This window comes from Halotia branconii CENA392 (assembly GCF_029953635.1).
Classification (GTDB): domain Bacteria; phylum Cyanobacteriota; class Cyanobacteriia; order Cyanobacteriales; family Nostocaceae; genus Halotia; species Halotia branconii.
Genome location: NZ_CP124543.1, coordinates 5,707,733 through 5,720,658, shown reverse-complemented (window position 1 = coordinate 5,720,658; position 12,926 = coordinate 5,707,733). Strand labels below are relative to the sequence as shown.

Annotated in this window: 12 protein-coding genes; 5 read left to right on the top strand and 7 right to left on the bottom strand. The window is 38.6% G+C overall.

What is annotated here, in order from left to right; translation table 11 throughout:
• Positions 1-142 precede the first annotated feature (142 nt).
• From QI031_RS25255 to QI031_RS25245, 3 genes are all read right to left on the bottom strand, one after another.
• Positions 143-1,456 (bottom strand): glycosyltransferase family 4 protein, encoded by a 1,314-nt coding sequence (locus tag QI031_RS25255; RefSeq protein WP_281482343.1) that lies wholly within the window; start codon positions 1,454-1,456, stop codon positions 143-145.
• A 296-nt stretch (positions 1,457-1,752) separates the two neighbouring features.
• Entirely contained in the window at positions 1,753-1,983 is a 231-nt protein-coding gene (locus QI031_RS25250; RefSeq protein WP_281482342.1) for a hypothetical protein, read from the bottom strand.
• Between the two features lie 147 nt (positions 1,984-2,130).
• On the bottom strand, positions 2,131-3,750 hold the full coding sequence (locus QI031_RS25245) for a cyclic peptide export ABC transporter (protein ID WP_281482341.1): 1,620 nt from the start codon (positions 3,748-3,750) through the stop codon (positions 2,131-2,133).
• Between the two features lie 614 nt (positions 3,751-4,364).
• Between QI031_RS25245 and QI031_RS25240 the strand changes: the two genes are divergently transcribed.
• Positions 4,365-5,135, top strand: a complete 771-nt coding sequence (locus QI031_RS25240) for a GNAT family N-acetyltransferase (protein WP_281482340.1) — start codon at positions 4,365-4,367, stop codon at positions 5,133-5,135.
• A 353-nt stretch (positions 5,136-5,488) separates the two neighbouring features.
• On the opposite strand, the gene QI031_RS25235 is transcribed toward QI031_RS25240, so the two are convergent.
• The gene (locus QI031_RS25235) at positions 5,489-6,343 is read right to left on the bottom strand and encodes an acyl-CoA desaturase (RefSeq protein ID WP_281482339.1); all 855 of its coding nucleotides are present in this window, start codon (positions 6,341-6,343) and stop codon (positions 5,489-5,491) included.
• Positions 6,344-6,529: 186 nt separating this feature from the next.
• On the opposite strand from QI031_RS25235, the gene QI031_RS25230 reads away from it, so the two are divergent.
• The 3 genes from QI031_RS25230 (at position 6,530) to QI031_RS25220 (ending at position 9,119) form a co-directional block, all read left to right on the top strand.
• A complete protein-coding gene (locus QI031_RS25230) occupies positions 6,530-7,759 on the top strand; it encodes a TetR family transcriptional regulator (protein WP_281482338.1) in 1,230 nt (409 codons plus the stop codon).
• 163 nt (positions 7,760-7,922) lie between these two features.
• Positions 7,923-8,393 carry an NUDIX hydrolase gene (locus QI031_RS25225; protein WP_281482337.1) on the top strand — a complete coding sequence of 157 codons (471 nt, stop codon included), beginning with the start codon at positions 7,923-7,925 and terminating at the stop codon, positions 8,391-8,393.
• A gap of 123 nt (positions 8,394-8,516) precedes the next feature.
• A complete protein-coding gene (locus tag QI031_RS25220) occupies positions 8,517-9,119 on the top strand; it encodes a glutathione S-transferase family protein (RefSeq protein ID WP_281482336.1) in 603 nt (200 codons plus the stop codon).
• 217 nt (positions 9,120-9,336) lie between these two features.
• On the opposite strand, the gene QI031_RS25215 is transcribed toward QI031_RS25220, so the two are convergent.
• Entirely contained in the window at positions 9,337-10,212 is an 876-nt protein-coding gene (locus tag QI031_RS25215) for a tetratricopeptide repeat protein (RefSeq protein WP_281482335.1), read from the bottom strand.
• Between the two features lie 382 nt (positions 10,213-10,594).
• Between QI031_RS25215 and QI031_RS25210 the strand changes: the two genes are divergently transcribed.
• Positions 10,595-11,608: a hypothetical protein gene (locus tag QI031_RS25210; protein WP_281482334.1), complete on the top strand. Its 1,014-nt coding sequence runs from the start codon at positions 10,595-10,597 to the stop codon at positions 11,606-11,608.
• Between the two features lie 281 nt (positions 11,609-11,889).
• Here the strand turns inward: QI031_RS25210 and QI031_RS25205 are convergent, their stop codons facing one another.
• On the bottom strand, positions 11,890-12,381 hold the full coding sequence (locus QI031_RS25205) for a YajQ family cyclic di-GMP-binding protein (RefSeq protein WP_281482333.1): 492 nt from the start codon (positions 12,379-12,381) through the stop codon (positions 11,890-11,892).
• A gap of 115 nt (positions 12,382-12,496) precedes the next feature.
• Positions 12,497-12,919, bottom strand: a complete 423-nt coding sequence (locus QI031_RS25200) for an MAPEG family protein (protein WP_281486115.1) — start codon at positions 12,917-12,919, stop codon at positions 12,497-12,499.
• Positions 12,920-12,926: the final 7 nt, after the last annotated feature.

The following is a 12,926-nucleotide window of genomic DNA, read 5'->3' as shown; positions in this document are numbered from 1 at the left end:
TGATTTTTAATTAAGAAAAGACTACATTTTTACCTCCCTACCTGCTAAATAGAATTAGGGAGAAATTGGATGTTTAGCACAGCATTATTTCTAGAAATTAGTAGCTTTAGCTTTCACACATTTATTCAGCCAATTTTTACTGTCACCAAAGAATGTTTGAAACTACAGGCTTTTTTTCGCTATCTAATGATGAAATAGGTAATACTTCCAAAGGTTTTGATGCTTGAACAAGCTGATAAAGTTTTTCCTCTAACTTTTCCATACATGTCGACCAATCAAACTCTAAAATTGAGAGACGAGTCTGTCGAGACATTTCTTCTTTCAGGTCAGGATTTGCCAGAATTGTTATTACCTTGTTAGCAAAATCGGTTGGGTTATTAGGTTCTGCTAAAAAGCCATTAACACTAGGAAATATCTGCTCCGATGTGGAGGGTGCAAAAGTAGTAACTACAGGAGTTCCAGAAGCTAGTGCTTCATTGTTAGTAGTGCAAAAATTTTCGGTGACTGAAGGATTGACAAATATATCTGCACGAGCAAACCAACCCAAAAGTTCTGTTCCATGAGACTCACCCCACACAGTAACTCCAGATTTAAATTTTTTGGCACGTCGACGAATTTCTTCATCTTGGGAACCACTACCAACTATTACTAAATGAATGTCAGGGATTTTAGCAGCAATAATAGGATATATATCCAAAAGTTGAGTGACATTCTTTTCTGGAGTAATTCGTCCAACAAATAGCATTGTTGGTCTGTGATCGTCGGGAATGGGATTGTGGCAGATATTTCTAGGATGAAATTTTTGGCAATCTACCCCTTGGTAAGGTAGATAGACACCACGTTGAACTTTCATTTTTTTATACTTAGCCAGCTGTTCTTTAGAACAAAAGAAATTTATGTCATAAGCTTCACTGAACCGTTTGATTATCAAGGGAATAATAGGACGAATTAAACTGGACAATGAATTTCCTAAGAAATATTGGATATAAGCAACGGTATCAGTATGGAAGAGTGATACTATTGGTGTGCCTGTTTTATGTGCGTATTCGGTTCCAAGAGGACGGCCATAGCCTCCCCAAAAAAAGGAGTAAAAACCTCTCATTTGTGTTGCTTCTTCAACTACTACAACATCAGGCTGGAAGTCTTGTAGCAACTTAGTATCGCTCCAATGCCTATGATGTAATGGTTCAGGAGCAGACTTATAGTAAAACAATGGTTTTGTTGGGTATGCATAAGCAGAAAATTTAGGAAAAGATTGCAGTTCATCTAGTCCCAACATGGGGCGATCGCCCACTTCTTTGGGATAATGGTCGTTGATTTGAGGGTGGATTAAAAAAACTTCATGACCTTGCTGTAATAACCAGCGAACCCGTTGGTGTACTGCGATAGAAATTCCCGACAAGAACGGAGCATACAATGCTGTAAAAATAGCAATGCGAAGAGGTTGCTTGTTCATTATTATTAGTGTGTAGTCTGATAACTTATTTAGAGTTGTGAGAAGACTGCCGATTGAAATTTCACTTCAAAAAGAACTTATATTTTCTTTCAAGGTACAATCTTCTACTGCCGTCATCATTGTTTGCAGATATCAGTAGGAATGAGAAACGCAGGTTAAACTGCATTCATTTAGCTAAAAACTAAGATGCTATTTTAGAATGCCATTAAAATAATTATGGCGTTGTGATTTGTATTTATACTATGGCAGTGAGATACTCAACCGCAACTCATATGCAACTCGTATGCAACAATATTCTACGACCAATGTCTTTGAATTTTGGGGTTTCCACAAATCGAACCACTTAACTCACATCGTATTAGATCTGTAAAAATTGCCAAGCCAACAGCATGATAAGCTGTTGGCTTGGCAATCTGTTTAAACTTACCGTAATATCTATCGACAAATATAGGAATCCGGTTTGATTTGGTGAAATTACTTACGTAGATAGGAAACAAGGCTCTTTGAGGTGTACTGAGTTGTTTCAAAAATCAAATATGAGTTTTATAGCTGCGCGTCTGTTTAAGCTCTTTTCTATAATCGTGTCATTGGCGCTAATACTGCACTCGAAAGATATAGTATAGGTATTAGTTATTAACTATCAAAGACTAATTTGTTTACGTTTTTTTACAAAATCAATATTCAGCATTTACCTTACCATAATCCATCTTAATAATCCAATCTGCTAAATAAAAATATTTGTCGTCATGACTTATAACTAGTATAGTTTTACCTCTATTTTTTAACTCTGGTAACAGTTGAGTATAGAAAATTTCTTTAAATATAGGATCTTGATCTGATGCCCATTCATCAAACAAATAAATGGGTCGATCTTCTAAGTAAGTAGTGATTAGGGCAAGACGCTTACGCTGTCCCTGGGAAAGTTCAATTGTAGAAATAACGCCATTATTAACTGTAACTTTATGGTCGAGTTGCAATTGGACAAGATATTTTTGAGCTTGAATATCTAAATCACTCTGATCTAGTCCCAAAAAACGCTCGAAAAGATAAAAATCAGAAAATACTGCCGAGAATTGTTGACGATACCATTCTATATTTTTATGAGAAATAAGCTTATTATCTAAATATATTTTTCCTGCTTCAGGTAGATAAAGCCCAGTAAATAATTTAGCAAGTGTAGACTTACCACTACCATTGCCTCCTACTATAAAAATAATTTCTCCTGGATGAAACTTTAAGTTAATAGGCCCAAGTATGAAGTTACTTTCCTCCCGTTCTTGGTAATAAGTATGTGTGACATTCTCTAATTCTAAACATTTCCAGTCTTGATTTGAATCAATCGAGTAATCAGAACCTAACTCATCTAATTCATCTGTCAATGAAAGTCCCAAAGATTCAACTTTATTTAAAGCAATTAAAGCTTTAGTTAAAGTAGGCATCATACTCATAATATATTCTAAAGGCGAAATTAAATAAATAGTAGTGAGAGTATAAGCAGCTAAAGTTGTAGAAGGAATTTTGTAGACCATTGGTATGATGAATAAAAGTAAACCAATACTTATAAAAAATAAGATTTGTCCCCAACTAGCAGTGGCAGCAAAGATACTCATCCCTATAACGTTATGACGACGATATGTTAAGACCGTGCTATAAAGATCTTCACTAATAAATGCTTTGCGTCGTTGACGATGAAGCTTAAGTTCCTTTGTACCTTGAATTACGGTGCGGAAATGCTTAAATAATTTATCTTCTTGTTCACGAGCAAATTTAAGAAAAGACATAGCTTTTTTCATTGGCATTGAATAGCTCAATATTCCTAAAAACATAAAGCTAATACCTATCATAAAAATGATCTTAGATAAATAACTGAGATAAACTAGGCAAGCTACTACAATAGCAATATTGATACATAAAAAAGGAATAGTAAAAGCTGTGCTAGAAATTGCTTGAATATCTTCAGTGAGAATAGCTAAAAGACCATGATTACCAATTTTTTCTAATTGACGTAAAGGAGAGGCAAGAATGCGATGGCTTAAAAGTATTCGCAAATCTAAGACGGCTTTTTGTGAAAGATGAATTAATAAAACTTGAGAAACAAAATTAGCAATCAGCCTTACTAGACAAAGACCTACAAAGCTCCAAAACAGTGTTGTTCCTAATCGTTGATTTTGATTCAATGTGGTATTAATTAGAGCAATTAAACCAGCAGCAGCAGCACCACTAAGGATTCCAGCCAATACAGCAATGATAAGGTAAATTGTAGAAGTGCGGAGAAGAAGACGAATCAGATTCATTGAAAAATTGTTAGTTAGTTGTGTTGTTAAATTTTGAAAATTGATAAAACTACTTGAAAAATAAAAATTGTAATGATTTTTATTTTTTAATAGCTATTATTGTTATCTGAAAATTATAAATTTTATACTATAATTGTTTCATAGATATTAAATTAATGATTTACTAGTTGTTACCTAAATCCTTACATTTTAAAGTTGATATTTCCATAGAGATATATAACGACGAAAAAATCCAACAACAACATAAGTAGGTTAATTTTAGGCTGTTGGATATAAATATTTGATTTTTCACAGCAATCTTATGTCAGCAAGATAGTAGAAAACAACTTATATGCAACTCTTAAAAAAAGTGTTGCATATAGGTTGTTATTATATTTGATATTGATATAGTATTCAGATAGCTATAACGACTTAAGCTAACACGAGTTTTTGCAGATTTTGTTAGCAATTAGCCTATATAATGTTATGAATTTGAGTTAAACATTTTTAAGTAAATTGCATTTTAATAATATACTAACAAAGTTTAAAACTTTATTGAGTAAGTATTTTATTTAATGTGAATCATTAAAGTTTCATGCAGCATTAATTGTTCATAAATTTACGAAAGAGAACAAATGCAGACTTCTATGATTAATATTGATCATTCATTTAATAGTCTTCAAACTTTTCCAGTCATTGAGACTGAAAGTTATATCATCCGACTAGCTTTCAACCAAAAAGAATTAGAATCTATTTTCCGGTTACGCTTTCAAGTTTTCAATCTTGAGCTAGGTTTAGGATATCTTACTAGTAATCTTACCCAAATGGATCAAGATGAATTTGATGCAGTTTGGCATCATTTAATACTTATTTATAAAGAGACTGGTCAAATAGTTGGAAGTTATCGAATGCAAACTTATAGTATGGCTTCTCAAACATTAGGTTTTTATGCTGCTCAATATTTTAATCTTACTAAGATTAATGATTCTTTGCTTCAGGTAACTGTAGAAATTGGACGCGCATGTATAGCAAAAGAATATCGTACTATTCAGGCGCTTTCATTACTTTTCAAAGGTTTGGCTAATTATCTGGCTTGGAGTGGAAATCAATATTTTTTGGGGTGTGCAACATTACCAACACAAAGTCATTACAAGGCTTGTTGTGCTTATAATTATTTTCAGAATAACGGCTTTATGCACCCAAGTATTTTAGTTGAGCCAAAATCTCAATATTCTTTAGAACTATCTCAAGATTATCCTGATTCATGCAATGTTGAGATTCCTGATATCTTGCAGTTATATTTAGCTAGCGGAGCCAAAATATGCAGCTTTCCCTCTATTGATAGGCAGTTTAAGTGTATAGACTTTTTAACCATGTTTGATGGTGCAAACTTTTCTAGATGGTAATAAAGGTTTTGATATTGCTAGTTCATAATCTGATGTCTAGATAGCGTTTTAATTTGTATTTATATTATGCTGATGGGATACTCAACGGCAACTTATATGCAACTCGTATGCAACAAAGTTAGGTCTTGGTAATTGCTCCTGTGAATACATTCTGATTTTTATCAAGAAGGGGAAGGGGGAAAGGTAAAAACTGTACTTCGTCCCGCTACGCTCTAAGCGTACCCCTGCGGGGAAGTAAGCTACGCGTAGCGTTCATTAGAGAAGCTATGCTGTAGGCTTTACGCCCGCAAGTGGCGCGACCTGTTCACGCCTTTTCCCTTTTCCCTCTGATTTATATGCAAGTGTTGATTGCATTAATGTCTTGCACCTTGAGGGGGATGGGAGACGACCTTTTTAGCTAATCCCAAAGTTTTTAATACTTGGATGCTCCACCAAGTAATATCAATCTCCCACCAAGACAATCCAGATTTCGCCATCTGGGGATAAGTATGATGGTTGTTGTGCCATCCTTCGCCATAAGTTACAAGGGATACCCACCAAAGATTACGAGCGCCATCATTGGCCTCAAAGCTGCGATAGCCCCATAGGTGTGATGCAGAGTTGACAAACCAAGTGGAGTGCCAAAGTAAGACTGATCTGACAAACATGCCGTAAATCACAAAAGACCATCCTCCTAAGGCATACAGCAGTAGTCCCAAGGGAATTTGCAACAGCAAAAAGTAGCGATCAAGCCAACGATAAAATGGTTGTCGCGCTAAATCAGGCGCATATTTTTGATAGACTTCATAATCAAAAAACTCAGGACGCGGGTAAAAAATCCACAGCATGTGACTCCACCAAAAGCCTCGCTGAGCAGAGTAGGGATCTAAGTCGATATCTTCAGTGTGGGCATGATGCTGACGGTGTCCCCCAACCCAGAAAATTGGCCCTCCCTGGAGAGCTAAGGCTCCAATAATGGCGATCGCATATTCCAACCACTTAGGTACTTGAAAACTCTTATGACTAAGTAATCGATGATATCCCAGACAAATGCCAATGCTCCCAAAAAGCCAGTGGAGAAACACTAGCAAACCTAATGCTGACCAAGAAAAAAACCAAGGAGCTAAGAGTGCTAAGGCATGAAATGCCGCAAAAAATGCTACATTTGTCCACTTGAGTTGAGGTAAATTTCCTCTTTCAGTCGCGATCGCCGGAAGTTGTGCGGTCATAGAAATTCCTGTTGATGGATGATAAAGTCACTTGCTTTTCCTTTGGTTTTTCCTTAGGTGCAACTCTATGAGGTATTTACCCGTTCTGCACAGTAGTTCGTTACAGTAAAGAAGAGCAAGTATCACTTACATTTGGTATGTTAACAACTTTTATGATTGTATGCAAGTGCCACTTGCATGATTCTTATGTCTTCTCAACCTCTTTCAGCTCGCCAACGTCTAATTCGCTCAGCACTTGAGTTGTTTACTGCTCAAGGAGTTAGTGCCACTACAACGCGCCAAATTGCCGAAAAAGCTGAAGTTAACGAAGTTACTCTCTTCCGAAATTTTGGTAATAAACATGGATTGCTTTTGGCAGTATTAGAAGAATCTGCCGCCTTCAAAAATTTAGGTGAATCCCTTGTACAGCGGGCAACTCCTCCTGGTAACGTTTACCAAGCGCTTAAAGATTATGCAAGTGAAACCTTACATGCACTAGAACGAGTACCAGAATTTGTGCGCTCTGTTGTCGGTGAAGCCGATCAATTTCCCGCCGAAAATCGCCGGGCTCTAGGACGAGGGTTAACCGAAGCAAACCGTTATGTAGCGCAGTATTTAGCTACTGTGATTCAGCAGGGAGACTTAAATACCTATCTACCCGCAGAAAAATTAGCTAGTTTGCTGAATGGCATGATTTTGGGATATGCCGTTATTGAATTTACCAGTGAATTTCATGAATTGTGGGAAAGTCGAGATGATTTCTTAGAAAATTTAGTGGAATTGTTTTTACATGGAGCAATGTCCCACCCAGAAAAATCAGCAACGGATAACCTACCAGGAAGCCTGATTGCTACGGAAGTAATGGATTTACCTGCTGTTTTAGTCCACGAAATTCTCCGACAAGCCAAGAAGTTAGGAACACAAGATTATGCTTTAGCTTATATATTATTTGCAGCTGGATTATCTGCCTCAGAAATAGTTAACTTGGAGCGATCGCATCAAATATATGATCCTCAAGGACATTTCCTGCAAATTACCACCCCAGGATTGATCCGCCAAGTGCCTGTAAATCAATGGATTTTGAGTAAACATTATGGTTCATACACCAATAATCCTTTAATTAAATGGCTCAAAAGTCGTAAAGACGCTCACCCCGCCATGTTTCTCAACGAAGCAGGTACACCAATCTCCAAATTAGAGATTTTGGGACGTTGGGAAGCGTGGACTCAGGGACTGTTAACACCTCAAGGACAACCACCAGCGATCGCTCAGACACAAAATACTTGGTGTGTAGAAATGTTAATGCGAGGCATGAGTATAGAAAATTTGAGTATTTTGACAGGCTGCGATCGCACTCAATTACAACCTTATGCCAAAAGAGCTAGAGAAAAAGCAGCACTAGAGCAAGCAACACATTTAGATCACAAGCCTACATAGGAGATGAGATCTCTACCTTAAAGTAGTTGGCTAATAAAGGCTGCAACATTGACACTTTCCTAAGTTAGATCTTCTGTTTTTTGCAAAACTTATCCGGCATCAACTGCCTAATTTCTGGAGTGAAAACTGTACATAAAACTGAATTACAAAGGATATATGTTCTATGAGTCGAAAAGTCAGCAAAACTTTTAAGCAGTCCGGGGTAATTCCTTATCGAGTTCAAAACGGAAAAATTGAAATCTTGCTGATTACAAGCCGCGATCGTCAAAAATGGGTAATTCCCAAAGGAGGGATTGCTAGTGGCATGAGTCCACCAGCTTCAGCAGCAAAAGAAGCATGGGAAGAAGCTGGGGTAATTGGGCGAGTAGATGTCAATAAATTAGGTACTTATAAATATCGCAAACGAGGCAAAATTTACCGAGTGCAGATATATTTGATGCCTGTAGAAATGGTATGTGAAGAATATCCAGAAGCTGGTCAAAGACAGCGCCAATGGCTAGATTTTACTAAAGCCATCATGTTAGTTAAGCAAACTTCACTTCAGCGAATCATCCTCAAGGGAATTGTTCAAACTAAACTTCATTTTTGTGCATTGTCTTTAATTAAATACTCCTGGCGTTCATCTTGCGGGTAGTGCTTAAGAGGAAAGAATGAAAGAACAGATAAGACTACCTGAACTTCATTTGCCAAGTATTTAAAAAATCCCAATTCAAGCTAAACTACCCTCGGAAAACAAAATATTCCCAGGTATGAGCAGATGATTGACCTCTACACCTTCACTACACCCAACGGACGCAAGGCTTCCATCATGTTGGAAGAAGTCGAACTGCCTTACAACGTCCATAAAATCGATATTACCAAGCAAGAGCAATTTTCACCCGAATACATCGCTATTAACCCCAATAGTAAAATTCCGGCGATCGCCGATCAAGAAACTGGAATTACAATTTTTGAATCTGGTGCAATTCTGATTTACTTGGCGGAAAAAACAGGTAAACTATTACCCACTGCCCAAAAAAAGCGTTTTCAAGTACTGGAATGGCTAATGTTCCAAATAGGAGGCGTAGGGCCAATGTTTGGACAACTCAACCACTTTAAAAAGTTTGCATCCGAAATAATTCCCTACGCTATTGAACGTTACGAAAAGGAAACTCTACGGATTTATGGCGTGTTAGATAAACAACTAGCAGACAATGAATTTATCTGCGGTGAATATTCCATAGCTGACGTTGCGACTTATCCTTGGGTGGCAATTTATGAAATGCAAGGTTTGACCCTAAACAATCACTCAAATCTCAAACGCTGGGTTGAGACAGTACAAAAACGTCCAGCAGTGCAGCGCGGTATGAATATTCCTTAGCTTCATGTAAACACCATTCTAGCGGTCTATTCCATTAATTTTGATTAGTTCGTAGTAAGCACTTTAATGCTTAAAACTCAGGACTAAAGTCTTGATTAGAAACTTAATCATCCCCTCAGTTAGGTGTAGGTTGGGTTGACGTAAGGAAACCCAACATCTTCATCCATGTTGGGTTGCGCTGCGCTTAACCCAACCTACGCCTACTAAAGCTTGTCATTTACTTGGGAGTACTTTCAATTGAAGGTGCAGAGGGTGCAGCAGGACTAGGAGTGGAAGAGGCAGCTGCTGCTTTGTTAATTTCGTCTTTATACTGAGCAGGAGCTAAAGCTGAGGCACTATCAAACAAAGGTTTTGCTTGATCAATTTTGCCTTGTTCCTTTAAGAGCATAGCTTTTGCCAAAACAGGGCGGAAATCCTTGGGAGCTTGTTTAATTGCTTGGTCGTATACAGAAATAGCTTGAGGATAGCGTTTTTGGGAAGCTTGAACAGTTCCCAACAGTACTTGTACAGCCACTGTATCTACACTTCCTGGCTGGATTGTATTAGCTTGGCCTGCATTCGAGAGGGTTTCTTGCAGCAAGCCAATAGCTGCTTCTGGGCGTTTTTGATCTATTAGCAGAGCCACCATTCCCTGTAGAGCTTTCAAGTCACCAGGTTTAGTGTCTAGAATAGAGCGATAAGCTTGGGCGGCTCCTTCCTTGTCGCCAATTTGTTGTTTCGCTTGAGCTAATAGTACCCCGTACTCTGTCCTGTCGGGATTCAACTTAGCTAGCTTTTCTAGAGGTTCAATTACCCCTTGAATATCTCCTTGTTTTAAACTCAATAATTGTAGCCGTGCTTGTAATAAACCTTTCAAAGCCGTTTGATTTTCTGGTTCTCGTTGCAAAACCAGTTCATAACCCCGGACTTCGTCTTGCAATTTCGATTTTTGGTCAGCGGAAGCTAAGCTTCCTGTAGTGCTAGCATTATTCTGGTTTGTGGAAGGCGTATTGTTAAATGCTCCTATGATGGGAAGCACCGAAATACCCACAAAAACAAGAACTGCCAGCGCCAAGATGAGCTGAACTATCCAGCGGTTGCGTGGTTGAGACACAGTTTTGTACTTCTCCAGAACTCTAATGAGATTATCATTTACTCAAATTGGAAAGCTAAAAATTTCCAAAACTTTGCGGAATACCGCCAAGTGTCTGTGAATTTTATAACAAATAACTATTCACACTGCTAAAGTAAGTGATGACTTTAGGAGGAGCCGTCAGAATTGTACCTATGATATGCTTCCGAAAACTACTTTATGAGGCGCTAAATGTGCATACTTTTTGTACAAATCCAAATTTAGCGTCTTTTAAGATTATGTAGGGCGCTCTGGTGCGACTTTGTAAACAGCTAATGTACCCTCTTTACTCTGCACTAACGCTCTTTTCAATTGCCTTTGTAAAATCCCACAATGGGATGTGTCTCCGCCGCAAGGAGTTTTTATGAATTCCGACCTGATGCCTTCGCCTGAATCTTCCAATTCTTCTGCCTCCGACCAGCCTAAAATTAATGCCGAAACTGCTGCTAATGTTCATCCAGTAGCAGCTCAGTCCTCTAAACCTGAGACTAATCCCAGTGATGCTGCCTTTGATGGGAACTTAGCGAATCGGCAACAACCGATTCCGCCTCCCAGCGAACCGATGCAGTATCGAGCTATTGGGTTAGTTCGTGGTCGCTACCGTGCTAGCAGCGAACAATTTACTCAAGGTATATTGTTGACCGCAGATGGTGTAGAACTCAACGCCGTCCTTCTCGGTCGGATCATGAGTTTAGTCAAGAATCATTTAGACCTAGAAAAAGATCATCTGTGGGTAGTTTATCCACGTACAAGACAAGAAAACGACACCTTGCACATCCAAATTGTTGGCGTTTGGGAGCCAGAAAATCTGGCTAAACAGCCGACAGATGAGGACGAACAAGATGCGGATTCACAAGAATTACAGACAGCCGATGATGATGTAACCAAGAATCTTGAAGATACTGCAAGTGATGTTGCACCCTCATCAGATATTCCCGATGGTGGTTTTTCCGTTCGTGGTGAAGTGGTCTTCCAGTCTTTTGACGCTAAGAGCTTAGTTGTCAAAATTAAGCAAGCTCCTCGCAAGCCAACTGATAAGCCCAAATATTTTAAGTTGAAACTGCGCGGTGTGCTGACTACCAAAGCCGTAGGTAAATTTTGGGACTTCCAAGCCAAGCGAGAAGCTGATGTATTAGTCGTAGAAAAAGCTGAAGCGATCGCTGATTTGCCCAAAAAACGCCGACCCCCATTCAAAGGTGGTGGTAGCCCTCGTGGCGGTGGTTTTGGTGGCAGGAAACCATTTCCTCCCAGACGCAATGGAGAAACTCCACGTCCTATCAAAAAAACAGTCGGCGATTCCTCTACGGTGTCAAAGCCTGTACCAAAAGCGCCTACTCCTAAACCCATAATTAAACGACCAAAGCCGACTCAAGAGTAAGGCATGGGGCATAAGAGGCAGAGGAGCGCAAAGGGGGAAAGGGAAGGGTAAAAGGGAAAACAAAAGCCTTTAACCCTTACCCTTTCCCAAAGTGCAACTTCAAGTTAAAAATGCTTAACAGAACAGTATTGAATCTACACCTTTCAGTATGGAAAATGGGGAAGAAGTTATCAACTATCACTGTTAACTGATTTAACCACCCATGAAAGGATAGAGTTTTCCACCGCTTTCTATGAAATTTGCCAATCTTCAAGTTGGATATTTTTGGAGATGGAAGTACCTTAACGATAATTTGTAAATTGCAAAGCCACAGGATAATCTTCTTGCTTTAGACGCTGGATAACATTTTGTAATTCATCTTTATCTTTAGCCGAAACCCTTACAGCATCCCCTTGAATCGAGGCTTGGATCTTTTTGAACTCGTCCCGAATCAATTTGGAAATTTGTTTAGCAATTTCCTGACTGATGCCTTTTTTGAGTGTAACTTCTTGACGTACGCGGTTACCGCTAGCTGATTCAACTTTGCCAAATTCAAAGATTTTTTGAGAAAGGTTACGTTTAGCAGCTTTTTCTCGCAAAATGTTGTGTACAGAATCTAAGGTAAACTCACTGTCGGTGTTAATAGTAATTGCTTGTTCGCCTAACTCAACAGTGGTCTGAGTATCTTTGAGGTCATAACGACCTTTAATGTCTCGTACAACTTGATCAACAGTATTAACCAATTCTTGTCGATCAAAGTCACTTACGATGTCAAAGGAATAAGTAGAAGCCATAAACAATGTTAGGTTTTGATTAGGTATTGTGAGAGCAGAAAGTAAAGGAGAAAGACTTATGTTGTTGCTTGTTGGCCTGCGTCTTTTTTCCTATTCCCTAGTTCCTAGTTTCACATTAATTATTAGCTTGGATAATGCTCAAAATAATCAAAGTAGCACTACTAAAGGAGCTAATAGCAAACATCAGCGATCGCAAAAGCGGTATATTCACAATATAAAAAATTGAGTATAGCAACCGAGCCACAACAAAAGCGATCGCTGCAACTGCTGCTATAGTAGAATCTACCCCAGTGACATAAGCCATTAATGCGGCGCTAGCAAACACTATAAATGTTTCAAACGAGTTCTGGTGCGCCCAGGCTGCTCGTTGAGCGTAGGCAGGTAATTTATCAAACTGGGCGCGGGGAGTAGCAAATGCCTCATAACCAATTTTAGTACGAGCATAAGCTACCAATAAAAACGGCAGATAAATTAGTACGGTAGCAGCCGCAATCGAGTACAAAAAAATATTAGCCACAGGCAGTTGCGATAGCGTCATCAAACTA